General features: G+C 45.1%; 17 protein-coding genes. 11 read left to right on the plus strand and 6 right to left on the minus strand.

The window, feature by feature from the left end:
* Positions 1–8: 8 nt before the first annotated feature.
* Positions 9–632 carry a mechanosensitive ion channel family protein gene (locus tag AWH61_RS19145; protein ID WP_075177939.1) on the minus strand — a complete coding sequence of 208 codons (624 nt, stop codon included), beginning with the start codon at positions 630–632 and terminating at the stop codon, positions 9–11.
* 276 nt (positions 633–908) lie between these two features.
* On the opposite strand from AWH61_RS19145, the gene rimK reads away from it, so the two are divergent.
* Genes rimK through AWH61_RS19165 form a run of 4 tightly spaced genes read left to right on the plus strand, consistent with a single transcriptional unit; the run spans position 909 to position 4,404 of the window.
* On the plus strand, positions 909–1,814 hold the full coding sequence (gene rimK / locus AWH61_RS19150; protein WP_014950820.1) for a 30S ribosomal protein S6--L-glutamate ligase: 906 nt from the start codon (positions 909–911) through the stop codon (positions 1,812–1,814).
* A gap of 48 nt (positions 1,815–1,862) precedes the next feature.
* A complete protein-coding gene (locus AWH61_RS19155; protein WP_014950821.1) occupies positions 1,863–2,894 on the plus strand; it encodes a succinylglutamate desuccinylase/aspartoacylase family protein in 1,032 nt (343 codons plus the stop codon).
* Between the two features lie 17 nt (positions 2,895–2,911).
* On the plus strand, positions 2,912–3,346 hold the full coding sequence (locus tag AWH61_RS19160) for an ATP-dependent zinc protease family protein (RefSeq protein ID WP_014950822.1): 435 nt from the start codon (positions 2,912–2,914) through the stop codon (positions 3,344–3,346).
* Between the two features lie 59 nt (positions 3,347–3,405).
* A complete protein-coding gene (locus AWH61_RS19165) occupies positions 3,406–4,404 on the plus strand; it encodes an amino acid ABC transporter substrate-binding protein (protein WP_249922689.1) in 999 nt (332 codons plus the stop codon).
* Here the strand turns inward: AWH61_RS19165 and AWH61_RS19170 are convergent.
* Complete coding sequence (locus AWH61_RS19170) at positions 4,364–5,008, minus strand: response regulator transcription factor (protein WP_014950824.1); 645 nt, start codon at positions 5,006–5,008, stop codon at positions 4,364–4,366. The two genes, AWH61_RS19165 and AWH61_RS19170, sit on opposite strands and share 41 nt — an antisense overlap.
* Before the next feature lie 18 nt (positions 5,009–5,026).
* The gene (gene acs / locus AWH61_RS19175) at positions 5,027–6,973 is read right to left on the minus strand and encodes an acetate--CoA ligase (RefSeq protein ID WP_014950825.1); all 1,947 of its coding nucleotides are present in this window, start codon (positions 6,971–6,973) and stop codon (positions 5,027–5,029) included.
* 245 nt (positions 6,974–7,218) lie between these two features.
* Between acs and AWH61_RS19180 the strand changes: the two genes are divergently transcribed.
* Complete coding sequence (locus AWH61_RS19180) at positions 7,219–8,382, plus strand: DcaP family trimeric outer membrane transporter (RefSeq protein WP_014950826.1); 1,164 nt, start codon at positions 7,219–7,221, stop codon at positions 8,380–8,382.
* A 92-nt stretch (positions 8,383–8,474) separates the two neighbouring features.
* On the opposite strand, the gene AWH61_RS19185 is transcribed toward AWH61_RS19180, so the two are convergent.
* The 3 genes from AWH61_RS19185 to AWH61_RS19195 all read right to left on the minus strand — a co-directional run bounded on the left by AWH61_RS19185 (position 8,475) and on the right by AWH61_RS19195 (position 11,933).
* Positions 8,475–9,629, minus strand: coding sequence for a Na/Pi symporter (locus AWH61_RS19185; RefSeq protein WP_075177953.1), 1,155 nt, complete (start codon positions 9,627–9,629; stop codon positions 8,475–8,477).
* Between the two features lie 110 nt (positions 9,630–9,739).
* Positions 9,740–10,792: an aldo/keto reductase gene (locus AWH61_RS19190; protein WP_075177941.1), complete on the minus strand. Its 1,053-nt coding sequence runs from the start codon at positions 10,790–10,792 to the stop codon at positions 9,740–9,742.
* Positions 10,793–10,874: 82 nt separating this feature from the next.
* The gene (locus tag AWH61_RS19195) at positions 10,875–11,933 is read right to left on the minus strand and encodes a chemotaxis protein (RefSeq protein WP_075177942.1); all 1,059 of its coding nucleotides are present in this window, start codon (positions 11,931–11,933) and stop codon (positions 10,875–10,877) included.
* Between the two features lie 393 nt (positions 11,934–12,326).
* On the opposite strand from AWH61_RS19195, the gene AWH61_RS19200 reads away from it, so the two are divergent.
* From AWH61_RS19200 to AWH61_RS19225, 6 genes are all read left to right on the plus strand, one after another.
* Positions 12,327–14,804, plus strand: coding sequence for a S8 family peptidase (locus tag AWH61_RS19200; protein ID WP_075177943.1), 2,478 nt, complete (start codon positions 12,327–12,329; stop codon positions 14,802–14,804).
* Between the two features lie 92 nt (positions 14,805–14,896).
* The gene (locus tag AWH61_RS19205) at positions 14,897–15,742 is read left to right on the plus strand and encodes a DUF6689 family protein (RefSeq protein ID WP_014977490.1); all 846 of its coding nucleotides are present in this window, start codon (positions 14,897–14,899) and stop codon (positions 15,740–15,742) included.
* Between the two features lie 154 nt (positions 15,743–15,896).
* Complete coding sequence (locus tag AWH61_RS19210; protein WP_075177944.1) at positions 15,897–16,736, plus strand: GAF domain-containing protein; 840 nt, start codon at positions 15,897–15,899, stop codon at positions 16,734–16,736.
* A 79-nt stretch (positions 16,737–16,815) separates the two neighbouring features.
* The gene (locus tag AWH61_RS19215) at positions 16,816–19,974 is read left to right on the plus strand and encodes a protein kinase domain-containing protein (RefSeq protein ID WP_075177945.1); all 3,159 of its coding nucleotides are present in this window, start codon (positions 16,816–16,818) and stop codon (positions 19,972–19,974) included.
* Positions 19,967–20,656: a sensor histidine kinase gene (locus AWH61_RS19220; RefSeq protein WP_075177946.1), complete on the plus strand. Its 690-nt coding sequence runs from the start codon at positions 19,967–19,969 to the stop codon at positions 20,654–20,656. The genes AWH61_RS19215 and AWH61_RS19220 overlap by 8 nt, the downstream gene beginning before the upstream one ends.
* Positions 20,653–21,282: a response regulator gene (locus AWH61_RS19225; protein ID WP_014977493.1), complete on the plus strand. Its 630-nt coding sequence runs from the start codon at positions 20,653–20,655 to the stop codon at positions 21,280–21,282. The genes AWH61_RS19220 and AWH61_RS19225 overlap by 4 nt, the downstream gene beginning before the upstream one ends.
* The last annotated feature ends 222 nt before the right edge of the window (positions 21,283–21,504 follow it).

The following is a 21,504-nucleotide window of genomic DNA, read 5'->3' on the forward strand; positions in this document are numbered from 1 at the left end:
AAAGACGTCTAGAGTAATTCGTCGTGTGGTTTACTTTCTTCAATTTTGACCACCGGCGTTTCTACGCTCGACTTTGCCACCACTTTTCCCATTGCTCCCCACTTCTCTTTAGGGTTGAGCAAAACAGGACGGGTTAAAATTAGGTTATTAGGATACATGAGGGTTTCACGCTCAGCGGTAAGCAAGCGCGTGCTAAACGGCCCTACATCGGCAATCACACCTTCAATGAAGTTATCGCCGTCGAGAATGCGCACATAATTACCTCTGCGATACGCTACGTTTGTGAGCAAAATAAAGTACGCAGTGATGTTACTGATGAGTGACCAACTAGCAAAAAGCGCAACACCGGTTACCGTGATGATAGAAGTGGAAAGCACTAAGAGCCCAGAAAAATCGATCCCCCATGCTAGCAACAACAAGGCTAACGATACTGTAGCGACAATAACCCGTGCAGCAAAAAGTCCTTTAATAGCACTATTTGATTTTAGCTTTGACTTTACGATGTTGGTTTCTAATTTTGGCAGCAACTTACGAGACATCGCCAAATAAATTAGTAAAACCAAACCACTCCACACGACATTTGACTGGTACTGAGTTAACCACGCCAAAAACCCATACCACCACTCATTCATTAACCCAAATCCTTACATTTTTTCGTTAAGCAGACTGACCTTAAATTCTGATTTTACGTTAAAAAGGCCGATGCGCTCTAATGCTAACGTGAAAAACAGTCAAGTTCATGCATTAAAAGCAATCGACACAACAAGAATTATTCGTAAGACACCCCCGAACACTTACATTAGTATGCGCGCAAAAATGACTTGTCTATTTAACAATCACGTTCTAACGTGGTAATAGATTGGTCGATAAAACGACAAAATAAAACACAAACTACAGGCTTTTTTATAATGCGCATTGCAATTCTTTCTAGAAATCCTCGTCTTTACTCTACTTCACGCTTAGTCGAAGCTGGGCAGGCTCGCGGGCATCAGGTTGACGTTATCGATACCATGCACTGCTACATGGATATCACCAGTGCGCGACCATCAGTTCGCTATAACGGTAAGCGACTACCCTATTACGATGCAGTGATCCCTCGAATTGGCGCATCGGTTAGCTTTTATGGCACATCAGTCGTTCGCCAATTTGAAATGATGGGCACATACAGCCTTAACGAGTCGGTTGCTATCAGCCGCTCTCGAGATAAATTGCGTTCGTTGCAGCTTTTATCACGTAAAGGCATAGGTATGCCGAGAACAGGCTTCGCACACCACCCTGATAAAATCGACGATGTTATTAAGACGGTTGGCGGCGCCCCAGTGGTTATTAAGTTACTTGAAGGCACGCAAGGTATTGGTGTGGTATTGGCAGACACGCAAAAAGCGGCAGAGTCGATCATTGAAGCCTTTATGGGTCTTAACGCCAGTATTTTAGTGCAAGAGTTTATTAAAGAAGCGGGCGGTGCAGATATTCGTTGCTTTGTGGTAGGTGGAAAAGTTGTAGCAGCGATGAAGCGCCAAGCAGCACCTGGGGAATTCCGCTCTAACCTTCACCGTGGCGGTCAGGCAAGTTTAGTTCGCCTAAGTCCAGCGGAACGCAAAACAGCGGTAGATGCGGCTAAAACGATGGGACTAAATTGTTGTGGCGTAGATATTCTTCGTTCGAACAACGGTCCAGTCGTTATGGAAGTAAACTCATCGCCGGGCCTTGAAGGCATTGAGAAGGCGACCAATAAAGATGTCGCCAGTATGATCATCGAGTTCATTGAAAAAAGCGCAGAGCCGCACAAAACAAAAACCCGTGGAAAGGGCTAGCGCCCTTTAACCTTTGCTATGCAATAACGTAAATATAGGAAAACGTTAGTGGTAAATGATGTTTTAAGAATTGGGGGTGAAAACATTGCTCCTGGCGAAACAAAAAAGATTGAGTTAGAAATGCCGCCGTTGTACACGGCCACCAATATGAGCATTCCGGTTTACGTTAAACGAGGAAAGCGGCCAGGTCCCATTATGTTCGTCAGCGCAGCCATTCACGGTGACGAATTAAATGGCATCGAAATAGTAGGCAGACTTATCCGTTCTAAAGCGATCGAACGCCTAAGAGGAACCCTTATCGCGGTGCCTATGGTTAATGTGTACGGCGTACTAAACCAATCTCGTTATTTACCCGATAGACGAGATTTGAACCGCAGTTTTCCAGGGAGTAAAAAAGGTTCGCTTGCCGGTAGGTTAGCCAACTTGTTTTTCAAAGAAGTGGTAAGTAAGTGCGATGTCGGCATTGACCTTCACACCGGCGCTATACACCGTAGTAACTTGCCACAGATCCGCGCTGACTTAGACGACCCAGAAGTACTGGAAATGGCAAAAGCGTTTGGCGTACCTGTACTTCTTAACGCAGAGTTACGCGATGGCTCTTTGCGCGAATCGGCCAGTGAAAGTGGCGTTAAAATTCTGCTTTACGAAGCAGGCCAAGCGTTGCGTTATGACGAGTTTTCTATTCGTGCCGGCGTAAGAGGCATTATTAATACCATGCGTCATTTGGGCATGCTGAATAAAAGCCGCAGCAAGGGCCACAGTATCGAGCGTTTTATAGCGCGCCAAAGTGGATGGGTTCGAGCGCCAGAAAGTGGCTTTGTGACGCATCTAGCACAGCTAGGTGACCATGTTGAGAAAGGTGACAAACTGGCCATTATTGCTGATCCGTTTGGCAATTATTTAGACAGCCTTGAAAGCCCTGCAGAAGGTGTTGTAATTGGTAAACAAAATATTCCGCTTACCCAAGAAGGTGAAGCGGTATACCACATTGCATACTTTTCAGAGCCTGATACTGTTGCAGAACACGTAGAATTATTACAAGACAATTTATTGCCACCAGAACAGGGGCCTGTTTTATAAAATTGGTAGAAAAACTGATGAACAATAAAAAAATTGTTGGTGCGGTAGAGCTGTGCGATTTACCAAAACTCGCCATCTCTGATTTGAACGTACGCGTTGATACAGGGGCGGCAACGTCTTCACTTCACGTTGATAACATTGAAGAGTTTGATCAAGACGGTGAATTATGGATTAAATTTGATATTCATCCGGACATTCACAACGTTGAACGCGTGGTTCGCAGAGAAGCACGTGTAGAAGGACAAAAACGCGTAAAAAGCTCAACGGCTACACTTGAGAAGCGCTATGTTATAATTACGCCTATAATAATGGACGGGTACCAGTGGGATATTCAGTTAACCCTAACGGACCGCTCTGAAATGACCTATTTGATGCTGCTCGGAAGAGAAGCGATGAGTGGTCAATTTATTGTAGACCCCGAACACGACTTTTTGCTGACGGGGAAAGACTAGCAATACAAGTTTGCCAATGGTTAAACAACGTTAATACCTGCGGCAGCTTGCAGTAAGGCATGCGTTTAGTGCATGAAATACAAAATATGGACGTTACGAAAAAAGCCCTAAGTGTTGCCGCTTTACTGTTGAGTGTATTTACACTATTGAGTGCTCATGCTCAGCAGCAAAACATAAATGAGGTAAGTACTGACTTACCTCACACCGTTCTCCGCTTGCCAAATATTCATCCTGGACGAGACGCCGTATACGCCTACGCTAAACGTCTTCTCACAGAATCACTGCGCGTTACTGAACCTCAATACGGTTCTTTTGAACTGATTGTCAGCGACCAAGAAACGGCGCAAGAACGTCAACTACGCAGCCTTGAACACAACATGCTAGACGTGACGTGGAGCGTTACCTCGACAGAGCGTGAACGTCAGTTCCTGCCCATTCGCATTCCCATTATGGCGGGTCTTTTTGGTAAGCGTGCACTGCTGGTCAGAGAAGGCGATACGCGACTTAAAGAAGTAAAGTCATTAAACGCGTTACGAGCATACCGCGCGGTTTTGGGCTACGACTGGCCCGATACGAAGATATTTCGCGCAAACGATATCCCAGTGTTGGAAACGACCTACCGGGCGTCATTTCGCATTGTTTCGGAAGGCTTCGCCGATATGTTTCCAAGAAGCGTAATGGAAATCAAAGAGGAACTCTCAGACAAAACCCTTTCTCGCGGCCTAACTATTGATGAACACCTTATAATATCGTATCCAAGCCCCATCTTTTTCTTTGTAGGAAGCGACAATCAGGCATTAGCCGGGCGGATAGCTGAAGGTCTGTTAAGGCTCTTCGAAACGGGTAAGTTTCAGGAGCTACTGTTGGCTCATGATAACTTTAGAGAAGGTATGGCACTTACCGAAGGGCGAACGGTTATTGAAATTGACAATCCTTTGCTCAGTGAACAAAGCCGCTTGGCATTGGAAAAGTTCTTACCGGAATTTGCTACCTCAGAAGCCGTGCTTAAGTTCGACGCTACTGAACCGGCGGCTCCAACTCAAGTTGTGAAGCAATAAGTACCGCTTGTGTGCGGTTGTTTATGCCCAGCTTTTTAAAGATAGCAGTAACATGCGCTTTAACCGTGGCCTCTGCGATATCTAAATTAAAGCCAATTTGCTTGTTAAGCAAGCCGTCTCGCATGTAACAAAGCACCTTGTATTGCGAAGGTGTTAGCGAGGCAACTTTGTCCGCTAATTCAGAGAACTCTTCATTCACCTCATCAACGTCTTCACTTAAGTTATCAGGTAGCCATACATCGCCATCCAGAATTGCTTCTACGGCGTTTGCAATATCTTGCGCACTGGCAGTTTTTGGGATGAACCCTAGCGCGCCCACGCTAATAATCTTTGAAATAAGTGTGGTGTCTTCTGTGCCAGAGACTACTGCAACAGGAAGTTCGGGAAAGAGTTTTCGAATATGCAGTAAGCCAAACAAATCATTGCTACCCGGCATGTGCAAATCAAGCAACAATAAGTCGATATCCTCGTTGTTGAGAATATCGACTGTAGTGTTAAGGTCTCCCGCCTCTTTGAGGGTTAAGGCTGGAAGTGACAACGACAACGCGCCTCTTAGTGCATCGCGATACAGCGGATGATCATCAGCGATTAGAAGGGTTATCATTGTCTATATCCTTAGTTTCTACTTATTTAGACGTTCCTCTATCAGTGTATCAACAACCGATGGATCCGCCAACGTAGATGTGTCACCTAATTGCTCATGCTCATTGGCGGCAATCTTACGCAAAATACGGCGCATAATTTTACCAGAGCGGGTTTTAGGTAATCCGCGAGACCATTGGATCATATCAGGTGTAGCAATCGGGCTTAGCTCTTGACGCACCCACGCCTTAAGCTCTTTAGTAAGGGCTTCATCTGCTTCAACCCCTTCATTTGGCGTTACGTAAACGTAGATACCCTGCCCTTTGATATCATGTGGGAAGCCAACAACGGCAGCCTCAGCCACTTTAGGATGGGCAACAAGTGCACTTTCGATTTCAGCGGTGCCCAAACGGTGTCCAGAAACGTTTAGCACGTCATCTACACGACCGGTGATCCAGTAGAAGCCATCTTCGTCGCAACGAGCACCGTCACCGGTGAAGTACACACCTTTGTACGCGCTAAAGTAGGTGTTAATAAAGCGCTGATGATCGCCATAAACCGTTCGAGCTTGGCTAGGCCAGCTGTCTTTAATAACAAGATTACCTTCTGCTGCCCCTTCAAGCTCATTACCGTCAGCATCAAATAGCGCAGGCTGAATGCCGAAGAATGGACGAGTCGCTGAGCCAGGCTTCAACTCCGTAGCGCCAGGTAAAGGCAGGATCATGTGTCCACCTGTTTCTGTCTGCCACCATGTATCGATGATAGGACAACGGCTCATACCAATTACGCGGTGGTACCATTCCCATGCTTCAGGATTAATAGGTTCACCTACTGTTCCTAACAGACGAAGCGATGAGACATCACACCCTTCAGCTGGAACATCTCCGTGGGCCATTAATGCGCGGATAGCAGTTGGCGCGGTATATAAACTATTTACTTTGTATTTTTCCACTACCTGAGCAATACGCTTAACGTCTGGATAGGTTGGTACACCCTCAAAGAACACTTGTGATGCGGCGTTCACCATAGGGCCATAAACCATGTAGCTGTGGCCTGTGATCCAGCCTACATCAGCGGTACACCAATAAACATCGTCTTCTTTGTAGTCAAAGGCATATTTAAAGGTCATCGCAGAATATAAGAGATACCCGCCCGTGGTGTGTACTACACCTTTTGGCGTTCCAGTAGAGCCTGATGTATAAAGGATAAACAGTGGGTCTTCCGCGTTCATTACCTCTGGTTCACACTGCGCTGACACGCCATCAACAGCGTCATGCCACCACACATCGTGCTTAGCATTCCAGTCTACTTCTCCTCCTGTGAGCTTATGAACTAACACATGAGTAATAGACGGACACGCATCACCAGACAGTGCTTTATCCACATTCGCTTTCAGTGGAATACTTCTTCCAGCACGACGGCCTTCATCAGCAGTAATCACGACTTTGGCGTTGCTGTCGTTGATACGATCGGCAATAGCGTTAGGTGAAAATCCACCGAAAATCACCGAGTGCACTGCACCAATTCGGGCACACGCTAGCATGGCGTAGGCAGCCTCAGGTACCATCGGCATGTAAATCGCAACACGATCACCTTTTGCTACGCCCATTTCTTTAAGTGCATTCGCTAATTTACAAACTTCATAGTGCACTTGTTGATACGTGATATCTTGGCTATCTTCTGGTGAGTCACCTTCCCAGTGAAAGGCGACTTTTGTGGCATTATCAGCTAGATGGCGATCAATACAGTTATAGCTGGCATTTAACTCACCATCTTCAAACCACTTAATAGACACATCGTTTTCACCAAACATTGTGTTTTTAATTTTGGTGGGCTTTTGATACCACTCAAGCATGGATGCGTGCTCAGCCCAGAACGCTTCAGGTTGCTCTACAGATTGCTTATACATCTCATCATATTGAGATGCGGTTAAATGTGTAGACTGAAGAATGTTCTCAGGCACAGGATAAGTTTTGCTGGCGGTCATAAAGATTGCCTCCAATATCAATGATGTAAAATTCTTGTTGTATGGTGAAACACTCTAGCCATTCACCCACAAAGCAAAATGAGACTTTGGTCTTAGCAGCATACAACTAAGGTTCTACTAAAAAAGTATTACGACTATAGTCTTATGCGACCATTGGCTTATTTAATTTTGAGATAATAAGTACACAATCAGCAATGTTAACGTTGAATTTACATTTATTTAACCACTTTTTTGGAACAGACACGATGAAAGCTAAAATAAAAAATACGGCTACAGCAGTAGCGCTGTGCCTGGCAGCATCTACAGGTGCAGCACAAGCAGCAACAATCGGCGACACAAGTGTGAAATTCACAGGCTACATTAAAGTCGACGCTATGGTTAGTGACTACTCAGATGGCACCATTGCATCAGGTAGCGTAGGTCGCGATTTCTATATTCCTTCACTAACACCTGTTGGTGGCGTTGACGAAGATCCACAATTTGACGCGCATATCAGAACGTCACGATTCCGCTTTGCTACTTCTACTCCAACTGCTGAAGGCGATACCATTAACGGTGTTTTCGAGCTCGACTTCATTGTAACGAGCGGCGGTGATGAGCGTATCAGTAACTCCTACGTGCCTCGTGTTCGCCATGCATACCTTACCTACAAAAACTGGTTGGTAGGTCAAACTTGGACGACATTCATGGACGTTGGTTCACTACCAGAGTCTCTTGATTTCATTGGTACGACTGACGGTATTACCTTTGGTCGTCAAGTTATGGTGAGATATACCAACGGCGGCCTTCAGCTTGCGCTTGAAAACCCAGAATCAACCATTACGCCATTTGGCGGTGGTAGCCGAATTACGAGTGACGACAACAGCGTTCCAGACTTTGTAGCTGCCTATACGTCAAAGTATGACTGGGGTTATGTAAAAGTTGCGGGCTTATTAAGACAGTTGTCTTATGATAATGCCGCTGGCATTGATGCGGACGAAACCAGCTTTGGTGTATCGGTAACCGGTAAATACAATTTGTCTAATGGCGACGATATTCGCTTCACGTTCAACACGGGTAAAGGTTTAGGCAGATACTCTGCGCTAAACGCAGTTAATGGTGCAGTACTTACCGAAAGCGGCGACCTTGAAGCCATAGACTCAACAGGTTACGGCATTGCGTATCGTCACAAGTGGAGCGAAAAAGCGCGCAGTAGCATCATGTTCTCGGCGTTTGAAGCAGACAATGACGTATCATTAACAGGTTTAGCCACCACTGAAAGCACTTATAGTACACGTGTAAACTACTTGTACTCGCCAACTAAAGCGCTAACCGTTGGCGCTGAATACGCTTTCGCAAAGCGTGAGATTGAAGCCGGCCTTGAAGGCGACATGAACCGCTTCCAAGTTTCAGCAAAATACGCATTCTAAGAAATGCGCTAGGTTAAAAAAGAGAAACGGCACTGAGCTCATCAGCGCCGTTTTTTTGTGCATACAGAAAATAGAATGGCGCACTACGTCAGCTACATAGTGGTGAAGATAATACCCAAAGGCATAATAAAGAATAAGCCACCGATATAAGCTGCGCCGTACATTTTCCGCTCTGCCGCAATCACTGATAATTGATAAGACAAATTGAGCGGAATATTGCGCAATAAAGGCAGCCCGTAAATAAGCGTAACGCCCAGAACGTTATAAATCAGGTGCACTAGCGCTATTTGTAGTGCAAATCCACTATTTACCCCCACTACACCCAACGCTGCGATAAGCGCAGTGATACATGTACCTATATTCGCGCCCAATGTGAACGGATAGATATCCTTAGCTTTTAAAATTCCACTACCAACCAAAGGTACCATAAGCGATGTAGTCGTTGACGAGGATTGCACTAGCACGGTCATCACAGCACCCGACGTTATTCCAGAGAGCGGACCTTTTCCTATGCTGGTATGCAATAGCGCCTTTGCCTTGCCCACCATAAGTGATTTCATAATTTTACCCATGTAGGTAATTGAAAACATAATAAGGCCAATGCCAAGAATTATTTTCGCTACGCCCGGATAAATAGAAGGTAAAAAGGAGAATGCTTGTGTAACTAAGTCTGTTACCGGTTGCGTCATCGCTTTAATAGGATTAACACCAGACACACCGATGGCTTCACCAGTATGGAGAAGCGCAACCAATTGGGCACTTAAAAACTCCAAAATACCAAACGCCATTTCAAGAGGTAAGAAAATTAGTACCGACAGTACATTGAAGAAGTCATGAATAGTGGCCGCATTGAAGGCTCGTTGAAACTCATCTTTTTTTGCAACATGACCAAGGCTCACCAAGGTGTTGGTAATACTGGTCCCAATGTTGGCACCCATCATCATGGGTATAGCGATAGTTATGGGTAAACCACCCGCTACCATTCCGACAATAATAGAGGTAACCGTACTTGAAGACTGAATAAGTGCGGTACACACCATACCAATAATCAATCCCATGACAGGATTAGAAGCAAAACTAAAAAGAGATTTCGCGTGATCGCCAGTAGCAAATTTGAATCCGCTGCCAATCATGCTGACAGCTAATAACATCACATAGACTAACAAGGCTAAAAGAAACCACTTACGCCAGTTATGTGCTTTTTCTAGCACGCTGTTCTGGGCTAGTTGAGGGTCAATCATTGACATAATACGCACAACTTCATACTTGAAAAACTCATAATATGACGTGCGTATTACACAAAAATGACGGGGAGTGAAGTACTACCCCGCCATTCTTAGGAAGAAAATAAATTCGCTTAGAAGCCTAAAGGATACTGCCTTAGTACACTGTGAATGTCGTCCAATGTTTCCTTCGAAAGTGAAATATCAAACGCGTCTATATTTTCTTTAAGTTGAGGCACAGTGGTAGCACCAATAATTGTTGAGGTAACACCAGGCACTTGCTTACACCACGCCAACGCGAGCTGCGAAGGTGTTATTCCTGCGTTTTCTGCAATCTTCATATATTCTGCTGTAGCTGCCTGCGCTGGCGCTTTATCTCTAAATAACCCCATACGCTGAGCTAGTGTCCAACGACTACCTTCCGGTCTGGCTCCATCCTGATACTTACCACTTAACATACCCGTTGCTAACGGCGACCACGGAAGGTAAGCAATGTTCTCTAGTTCACACATTTCAATTACATAAGGCCAGTCTTTCGCATGAAGTAAACTGAACTCATTTTGGATAGAAACTGGAAGCGGCATATCCAGCTCTTTGCAAAGTGTAAGAAAGGCGTGAATGCCCCAAGGCGTGTCATCTGACAGCCCCCAGTGTCTAATTTTCCCTTCATCCAGCGCGCGCTTAATGCCTAAAAGGATATCACGCATACCATCCAGTTCTTTTTCTCGATTGGTTTTGGTTGGATCAGCACCATCCGGCCAATGCTTACCGAAATGAGGTGTAACTCTATTCGGCCAATGAAGCTGGTAAACGTCGATATAATCGGTTTTTAAGCGCTCTAATGAATAGGTGAGTGCGTTTGCGATAGCGTCAGCTGTAATGGGCCCTGCGTTGCGAATGTACTTCAAACCGCTGCCAGCAATTTTAGTCATTAAAACAATGTCAGAGCGCTTTGATTCGTTCCGCGAAATCCAATTACCGATAATGCGCTCTGTATCGCCATAGGTATCTACATTTGGGGGAACAGGATACATTTCGGCCGTATCGACAAAGTTCACGCCTTTATCCAGGGCAAACGCCATTTGCTCGTCTGCATCTTGCTGGGTGTTTTGAATGCCCCATGTCATTGTGCCCAAACACACATCCGACACCTGTAAGTCGCTATTTCCTAAGCGGTTAAACTTCATTTTTGCTTCTACCTTGCTTGGCTTATACCTTATTGATGCAATAATGAGTCGACCGCTTAAGAAATAAAAGTGCCCTCTGTGGTTATGAGGCTTTCTTAGTGGCCAACTCGGCTTCTACACTTGCTAGCCGCGCCTCAATATCTCTTTTAGACTCGACCATTTCATTCGCCAATTCTGCGAGTGATTTTAACTCTGCAAACCCTAACTTTCTCGTATCAATCATTTGATACTGACGCTTACAGCGATAAAAGAAAGTAAGAAAGTTAACAAAAGCGCGGTGAAATGTCGCAAAACTCTTGATCAATACCAGAATTAACACGATAGACGTGAGCGCAGCAATACTTAGACTGTAAACACGCACTTGGCCTTCTTGTTGTTCAATCATAGGTTTCAATGCGGTATCGACACCCTTTAGCTGTGTCTCCACATTATGTGCGCTTTGTCTGAACTCTCCGCGAAGGCCTTCATTGTGAGTTACACCAAAGGTTGTGAACGCATCAACTAATTGCAACAGCGCTTCTCTATATTGTATCAATGACTCATCAAGCGCCGAACTATTGCGGTAATCAGCAACTAAACGCTCAGTCATTTCGTTCATCAACTTCGCATAATACCCTTCTTGGGTTATTTGATAATTTCGCGTGGCGAGTTGAATATTGGTTAACAACTCTCTTGATAATGGGTCTTGAGAAAGTGCCCCTTCGTTGAGTACCTTTTCTAGCTCGGAAATACGCCCTCTCAGCCCGTCATTTTGTGTGAGCCCAATTCGCTCTTGAAGAGAGACAACCTGTTGGAATACCCCGCTGTAGGCCTCCATTGAGGCAGACAAGCTTTCGACATCGGCCACAGGAAGACGGTATTCATTGAACATGGGGACAAGGGTAGTAAGTCGCCCTTTGAACAAATACGACTGCTGAAGAAACTTGTCAAAGTAATCGGTGTCGTGGCGAAGTAAAAAATCCTTTTCGTGTCGTCTCATCTGAAGCAAATCTTGCCCCATTCTCAGTAGCGCATCTCGCTGCTGATTTAAGCCAATTAAACGCTGAGTGAAATAATGCTGACTTATCACCAGCATAGCCATTCCAATAACACAGATAAGGGTCATTAAAACCAATCGAGACTTAATTGAATCAAACTTCATGACAAACTCCTCTTGGGAGAAAACAGAGCGAACAAGACATAAACAAAAACTAATAAATGTTTAAATTTCGCCAACATACGCCATTACTATAGGTGCTTAACGTGACATTTTTTATTAAACCTTTGTAGCAATTTTGCACATTATTACATCAAAAAAAGTCACACATTTAGGGTGAAACCCCTATGTTCGAACAAAATTCAAACGGCCACTATTAGTGCGTACTTTGCTGCGATGACGTTAATCCAAAAACGCCGCGTTTTAATTAAGTACATGGCACGAATGCCATGCGCTTCAGCAACATAAACGCGTTCGGTAATGCTAACGACACAACAAGTCAAATGATTGTCTTAAGCATCTAAGAAAAAGCGCAGCCTCAAGAATTTGGAGAAGAATATGAAGAAGTTCGCCCTATCTACGTTAGCTGCAGCTATGCTAGCAAGCCCGTCAGCCCACACACTTGCCGATGCCTACATTGGCTCACAAATGGCTGAGAAACTTGTGTCGCTCTCCCCTGCTGAATCGCTGATGGCTGTTGTTACGTACGATCAAATGTCACCACTTGCCGAGTCACAAATTACGCAATTATTAAACTTGGGTATTACAGAAGGCGTGCAATTTAAGAACCTTCCAATTATTGGTGTGGTGGCAACGAAGGCGCAAATTGAGGCTATTGCTCAATTCGACGGTGTACGATCAGTTTTTGCGAACCGTGAAATGAAGCTATACAACGCTGATGCACGTGAGATCACAGGCGTTGCTGATTTGCAAGGCGAAGGATTTGCTTCAAGAAACAACGTTGAGTTCACTGGTAAAGGCTCCACTATTTTAGTGATTGATTCAGGTATCGACGCTTCTCACCAAGACCACTTCTTTGGCGATACTGTGGTTGATAACGTGCAAGCAATATTGAATCCGGGTGCGCTTTCTATCGTTGGCGTAACGGGTCCAACACTATCAAACCAAGTGAATACCGACCTAAATTCAGGACACGGCACACACGTTGCCGGTACTATCGCGGGTAGCGGTGTAATGTCTGATGGCAAGCACCGTGGAGCAGCCCCAGATGCTGACATCATTGGCTATGGTTCAGGCGCAGCAGTGCTGCTTTTAGATACTATCGGCGGCTTCGACTACGCAATTAGCAAGCAATACACCTTCGACAACCCTATCAAAGTTATCAGCAACTCGTGGGGTTCTAGCGGCAAGTACGAACCACTCGGCCCTGTTTCGTTGGCAAGTTACAAAGCACATAACATGGGAATGATTAGTGTATTCGCAGCAGGTAACGATGGCCCTGGTGAAGACTCGCATAACCCATATGCACAAATTCCTTGGGGAATCTCTGTAGGTGCGGGTGACAAGTTCGGAAAACTCGCTGGCTTTTCATCTCGCGGATTAAAAGGCGAGACTGGAGACTTTACAATGCCTGACGGCACGCAATGGACGTATAACAACGAAGTCTCTGTTGTCGCTCCAGGTGTGGACATTATCTCTACTCGCGCCGTACTGAACGCCGCCGCGAATGGTGGAGACGCAGACATAGATGCAATTGAACCTCAGAACCTTCCTTTCTACACCATGATTTCTGGCACATCTATGGCGACACCGCATGTTTCAGGCATTATCGCATTGATGCTGGAAGCGAACCCGAATCTTGATAACGCGACCATTAAGCGCTTGCTGCAAGAGACAGCCACTAACATGCCTGGTTATGAGCGCTGGGAAGTCGGAGCGGGTTACGTTAATGCACGTTCAGCAGTTGCTGCTGCCCTACTTGAAGATATGGACCATAAAGTCACGGTTAATAACTTAGATGGTAAAAGCTTTAAGGCAAATGCACTTGTAACCACCAGCGATCGAGTAGAAAACTTCGATGTTTTTTATTCACCGGTAGGAGAGCCTGAGGTTATTCCTTTTGAAGTAGGTACAGAAGAGGTACTTGTTAAAGCGTCTGCCGATAGTTTTGCAAATTTGACCAAGCTTGTTCTTGTAGCCCCTGACGGCACTGAATATCGCGGTAACTTAACTACGCCAGTACTTTCTACCACCATGCGTGTTGCTGCACCAGCCATGCCTGGTACGTGGGGCGTATATGTTTATGGTTTAACATCACTCTCTGGTGTAGAAGCTGACCCATTAGGTTTAACTAACGGCCCGGGTTTACCTGAAACATTTAACGTCACCGTGTCGTTCGAAAATAGCGGCGGCTTTGAAGGTATGGACGACGTAGAAGGTCACCCTCAACAAAACGCCATAGAGTTCGCGGTAAGTGAGCGCTTAATGGACGCCATCAATAGTCGAGGCTTCTCACCTGATGCGCGTCTTAAACGCAAGGACTTTGCGCGCTATGCGGTTATGGGTGGAGCCGTTAGACAGTACCGTGACCTCTTGAATGAAGAACGTCCTAATATTGGTTCAGTACCTGGTTTTGACAAAGCGTTCGTTGAATCAGTAATGGTTAAAGGTGGCGCACTTAAAGATAAGCTTCGTACACAGTCTCCTGTACTTCGCAGCGAAAATGGTAGTGCTGACCCGTTCGCTAGTGTTACTAAGCTAGATATCGCTTACTCACTGGTACAGATGCTTGGCTTGGAAGAAGCAGCACTTAGTTTTGACCCTAACGCCGACATCGTTGTTGACTATAACGGTGAGCAAATTGTGCTAGAAGATCAAGACAGTATTCCGGCTGATATGAAAGGCTACGTTCAGTTAGCACTTACTTTGTCGTTGATTAACGCAGAGTTTGGTGTAGAGCAAAGTCCATTCAGCATCACGCCTACTATCACTGCGAGCTTCGCGCCAGATACGGTTATAACCAGAGCGCATTACGCTGTATTGGCTTCGCGCTTCTTTGCTCAGTATTTCGAATAAAATCGCAAACCACTGAAAACGGTGCCATTATATTAATTGATAATGGCACCATTTTAGGTTAAATTTTAACCAATACTGAAAGAGGTCATCCTATGATGTTTACTGCGATGAAATTCAGACAACTTACCACCGTTGTTGCCACCACAGCTCTACTTTTGTTTTCCACTGCACAAGCACAGGTAGTCACGCCTGCAACTCTCACTGTCGACGACAATAAGATTCAGGCAAAACTGACGCTAAGCAGCTTAATTGAAGTAGATTTAACTGTAGAGTTCGAAAACAGTATTGGCCTAAATGCTAACAACATTGACATTACCGCTGAGCTGCTTGATCCCACAGATTTGACCATTACAGACCGCCTGCCCTCAGCACTAACAAGCGCTGTTTCGGGTTTTCCGGTTCTTGTATCAATCTCTCCGAAAGCTGACGCTGGTTTTGGATTTGAAGGTTTAGCGATGGTTGAGCTTTACACTAAAGCTATTCACTACACGCCAACCATTCCATGGCGCTTGTTTACGTCTCACGACGGTGGCGAGTTTGAAGACATAACAACGTTAACGTCATCAGGCAGTTTTCGTGCACGCGGCAGCACAGGACAATTTTCAGATTTTATTATCTTATTAGATAATCGCCCATCAGGTTCTGTTATCAATGACAAAGTTGCTTCTTTAAGCACGATCGTAAATGGCAATCGCAATAAAATTGCTGCGCTATTAGAGGCAGCCATAGACAGTGGAATAAACGATGTCCAGTCGGCATTGGCGGTAAACGATGACGATGCGGCACTGGCTGCTGTAGATAGCCTTATATCGCTTATTGATAATGCGTCTGGCAATGAAATTGCAGATGTATGGCGTTCAAGTGGTGACGTTGTGAACGTGAAAGGTTTACTACTTACTCAACTACAAACATTACGCTTTAGCTTAAGAACATTGTAAATCAAGTTGGAGACTGAAACGTTTAATTGCGTCGAAACCAGAGCAATTAAACCAGCGTTTGGCGTCACTGATAAGCAAGAAACTCTCTTATTTGTGTAATTTTATACAAACAGATGGGAGGAGATGGCACCAGTGACGCGACGAGGAATATGCCATGCCGTTACAAATAGCCTTTACAGAAAATAACGGAAGCGTAAGTGAGCACTTGCTTTTTGAAGGTCGAGAGTATCAGGTCGGCCGCGCTGAAAGCGCAGACATCGTTATACCCCACCCCCAAGTTTCTCGCTCTCATATTGTATTACGAGCAAACAAACAAGCTGACAACGATCACGTTTGGCAGCTAAATGACATGAGCTCTACAGGGTGCTTCAGTGCGGGAATTCAAATAAAGCACCTGACGCTAGACAAACCCCATGTATTACAGCTTGGTCCAGTACCCTGTGAATTTACTCCCCTTGCGCTCAATAATGTGGTCAAACTTGACAGCCAACGAGAGTGGAGAAAGCAACAACTAAAGCAGTACCAAACGCAGCTTCAACAGTGTAATAGCAGTACTGCTCTTATTAACCTTGCCAGAGAATGTTTAACCCAATCATTAGGGTGTGAACGGGCATCACTCATTTTGTTTGATAAGATAAATAACTATCAACTCGGGATAGGCTATGAAAGCTGGATGCAAGGTGAGGACTTTACCGGTAGCCGTACTATCATCAACCAGTGCATGCAAGCTAACGCTGTTCGTGCCATTGGCAATATTGTTTGCGACAAATCGTTAAACAAGCAGCATAGTATAATCAGTCACGGCATTCAGGCTGCCATCTGTGTACCTGTTTGTATTGATGAAAAGCCCGTTGGCGTATTGTACGCAGACTCGACGCTGGGACGCCGTTACTTTACCCAAACGGACATAGATTTTGCCACCTCTTTAGCGAATATGATTTCGATGCGTTTGTTATTCCACACAATTGAGCATAAACTTTCACTTATAAGCTAAAATAAAAATAACAATTTAGTGACGCAATTCGTCTATTCGATTGCGTCGCTGTAGTGGTTAGTGAAGTGTGGAGAAGGCTTTGAACAGGCCCGATGTATTCTCGTCGCAAAACAATTCTCTTAAAACTGAGGCGCTTGCTTTAGGGACTTCTATTGCGCCAAATTCCCGTCTAGCTAACCGGTTTCGAATTGTTGAACAACTTGGCTCAGGTGCTCAGGCCACCGTTTTCAGCGCCATCGATGAATTACTTGATGTGAAAGTTGCACTTAAGGTCATTGAGGGTGGCGCCAGCGACCCGGTTAAAATGCAAACCATCCGCAATGAAGTCAACATTGCTAGGCAACTACAGCATCCTAATATCATCCGTGTTCATGACGTTTTCTCTGATGGAGATACCGCCTTTTTTACAATGGCGTTTATTGAAGGCGAGCCTCTGTATACACGCATTCAACAACCTATCAGCAAAGCCGATTTCGACAAGTGGCAGCAACAGCTCGTTGAGGCACTGTTGGCCTGTAAATCGATAGGCATTAAACATGGCGATATAAAGCCAGACAATATTCTTCTTGATCACAATGAAGACATTAAACTGATCGACTTTGGAATTGGGCAGAGCGCTGCATCTGGCGCTCAAACGAGCGGACACCAACGCTATACCGCTCCTGAAGTCATCCAAACTGGAAAAGCGAGCGAACATTCTGACACCTACAGCTTAGGAAGAGTGTTAGAAGATATGCTGGGCTGTGTCCAAAAAGAAGGATTGGGCTTTTCTCATTACCTGTGGACGAAAAAACGCAGAGCTTGTATTGATCAATTAACACACCATTTGCCAGTGAAGAGACTCTCTTTGGAGCAAGCGCTTAACATTAGCTCATCAGGCGATAACGGCAGTGCTAATGTAACTTACAAAACCCTTGTCACTTTTTCCGCCATTGCCATATTGGTACTTGTGATTAGCGCCAGCATTTTTTCTTACTCTTGGTATCAAAAAACGCAACCCAGACTGCCCTCTGATACTCCTATTCAGCTACTCGTACTCAATGACCCTCAATATCCACTTTTGGATACGATAAACACGTTACTGCGCTATCCCCTGTCTACTCATCCTCACATTGTTTTAGATGATAAAGCGCAAACCCAAACATTGATGTCAAACTTAGCGTTATCCCCATTTAATAACGACAATGACAGAGTAGACTTAGCGGCTTCCACGTCGGTAAACAGCGTATTATTACTTGATGCTACGCCTACCAGTAGCGATAGTTACTTACTTCACGCCAGCGTACTTAGTATGCCCGCTAACAAACCTATTTTTACCGTGTCGCATAATGTAAATGCAAACACCCTGTCAGATGATTTAAGTGTATTTGCTAACAAGCTCATTCAATCGTTATTTGACGCCATCGAAACGCAATCGCCCCAACCACTTCCTGACTTACGCTACCTTGATGCCTTGGATACCGCTTGGCAAAAAGGAGAAGCGTTAAATAGCGCAGACACCGTTGAGGCGATTATAGCAACCACACCGGACTATCCGGGTGGATGGGTGGCAAAGGCTCGAAACGATTTAAATACGGGCGACTATGACGGTGCCAGGCAAGCGGTAGAAACTTTATTCCAACTCTCTGACTTGGCAGTGTATTGGCGTTTACAGGGCGAGCTATTAAGAGCAGAGCTAAACGAAGATCTGTCTCTTGCTCAACAATCAATAGATGCGCTTGTTTCTCAGTTCCCTGACAGACCAGACTTGCTGTCGATGCGTGCAGACATATATCAGTGGGCTGGCGAAGATGCCAAAGCAATGTCCGACTATAAAGCTGCTTTAGTCCTTCGCCCCAATAATGGACAACTTTGGTTTGAACTTGCTCGTCTGCAAATTATTAATGGGGACATTGAAACTGCCACCAGCGACTCATTAACTCGAGCACTCGTAGCGTTTCGTCAAGCAAAAAATCCCCGAGGCGAGAGTTTAGTACTTAACGCTTTTGGTATTGCTTACCTACGTACAGCTGACAATGTGGCTGCAGCGCAGTATTTTAAAGACGCACTGGCATTGCGTGATGCAAAAACGCAGCCCTCTCAGCGGGCTAAAACCTTAGCCAACCTCGCCATTGCCACATCTCTTACGGGCGACTATGCCACTGCAGAGGCGTCATTAGAAGAAGCGGTAAAACTACTCCACGATTTAGGTGACTTGGCACAAGAAGCCCATGTAAACGATACACTAGGTTTTATGTTTGAAGAGCGAGGCCAGTTCGCAAGAGCGTTAGAGTACTACAAACGCGGTCTTGATATTCGTGTGCAAACCGATGACAAGGTACTTCAGCCGCAAAGTATGAGCAATGTGGCCTATATGCATTTTCTAATTGGAGATATCTCTCTAGCTGAGATTTACTGGCAGCAGGCGAAAATGCTATTTGAAAGAAATGGGGACGAGTCTCACTTACTTCGAACCCATCAAAATCTTGCACAATTGAGTTTGGTAAAAGGGGACAAGAATACCGCCACCAATTATTTAACCACTGTCGAGCAACGACTCGGTACACAGCACAATCAAGAAAAGCTTTATAACCACCTGCTATTCAGCTACTTAAACTTTGCAAACGGAAATTTGACTGAAGCCACGCAGCACGCCGCTGACGCAAGGCGCTTAGCTCAGGCTTCTGAAGATGTCAGAGCCCAAACCGAGGTATTACTATGGCAGGGAGAGATGTGTTTACTTACCGCAAACTGGTTATGCCTAGAAAACAGTCTTGAAACCGTGACGCCTACCATTAGCGAAGAGCGCCACGAGCAATTTGCCGTTTATCAATGGTTAACATTGGGATTGAAGCATCATAAAGGCACACTAAATAACGAACGTGACGAGATCTACACTACACTTGTCGATAACACCAACGTACCGGTAATCACTGAAATTAAAATTCTGCTCGACATACAGCAGCGACTTTCTTTGAATGAAAATAGCAGCGCCATGGAGAAGCTTGGCTCGCTCATTAAACCAACCTACTACCAGCCTTACCTGCAGTGGCTATACGTAAAGGCGTCACTAGGTGATGAAGAGTCCATCGAAAAGTTAAAGCAAAAATTAGCGTTATATCCTACCTACTGGCGTAACCACCTTTACTATCGCGCCATACCAGGTAAAGAAGACACGGTGGATGACTTAACATCCAAATGGCTATCTCAATTACCTGAGCAACAGGTTGGAGACTACAGGAACGCCTATTTTGACTGACTTGGCCACCGAGATAGAGAACATTAAAGCGCTACAGGCGACACTTCAGGCTCGATTAGATGCCGACCAAGAGGTTTTGCAACAGCTCGCAAAACGATTGTGGGCTCAACAAGAATCAGAAAAAGCGAAGCTTTCTCGGGAATTACATGATGGGATTGGTCAGCTTCTCACAGGACTGACACGAAGACTGCAAGCATTATCAACCTCATCGCCGGAACTTGAGGCACTACACGGCATCGCTGAAATGGCGTTAAATGATGTCAGACAATTATCGCGGCTAATGAGCCCAACAATCCTTGATGACTTAGGTCTTAAACCAGCACTTAACTGGCTTTGTAGAAATTTGCTTAGTGGTGAAGATATTGAATATCACACCGAGATTGCCGTACCGTCTGATCTGCCCAAAGATATAAGCACATTATTATTTAGAATTGCGCAAGAAACGCTGGTTAATGCTATAAAACACAGCGAGGCCACCAACCTTACTTTATCAATTTCTTACCATCATCACGTTATTCGTTTGGATATTCTTGATAATGGTGTAGGGTTTGACAGTAAAGCCATAGAGCCCGGCATTGGCCTTTCTAGTATTCGCGACAGAGCAGAAGCGTTCAATGCGACACTGGAAATAGACTCTGCAGTAGGGCAAGGCACCAGAACAACAGTAACGGTACCCGTATGACAATTCGTGTAGTGCTAGCCGATGACCATGTGCTTATGCGTCAAGGCGTGTCTCAAATGCTAAATGCCAACCCAGATATCAGCGTAGTGGGAGAATGCGACGATGGTGTCGCATTAATCGCTGCAGTGTTAAAGCTCTCGCCAGATGTTATTTTGATGGACATTTCGATGCCACGTATGAGTGGTCTGGTCGCTATTGATAAAATTCTATCTCAGCGTAGTGATGCGAAAATTCTTGTGTTGTCTATGCACAACGAAGTGGAATACATTGAAGCCATGCGCGACGCAGGCGCTAAAGGCTACATATTAAAAGAATCTTCCGGTGAAAGCCTGGTTGAAGCCATCAAGAAAGTGGCCGCAAACAAAACCTGTTTTCCCGATGAACTAACCCAGTCATCTAGCGATCAATGTCAGAAGCACGTATCGCCGCTAAGCGTATTAACTAGAAGAGAGCGAGAAGTTTTTTTCTTAGTTGCTGCAGGCAACACCAGTAAGAAGATTGCTGAGCTATTAGATATGAGCCTTAAAACTGCAGAAAATCACCGCAGTAATATTTATAAGAAGCTTAATTTAAGCAGTTCGGCAGAACTTATCAGAATGGCAGGAAAAGCAGGTCTGTTAGAATAGTTGGGATTTATTCTCAGTGTGGAACTCTTTTCCATTCCCCCCTACCATATTCCATATTCAGCGAATGCTGGTTGCGGTAATTAAAGCCCTAAACAAAAAAGAGGGGCCTTACTTCAGCCACCCCTCTCTAAAAAGTGTGTGAGGGCCGGTTGTGGCATTCAAAACCCTCAGCAGCAGGGATGCTGCTGTGGAGCGCCCATGGATGGGTTTACCGCGTGTTTT

Origin of the sequence: Alteromonas sp. W12 (genome assembly GCF_001924945.1) — a bacterium.
Taxonomy (GTDB): Bacteria; Pseudomonadota; Gammaproteobacteria; order Enterobacterales; family Alteromonadaceae; genus Alteromonas; species Alteromonas macleodii.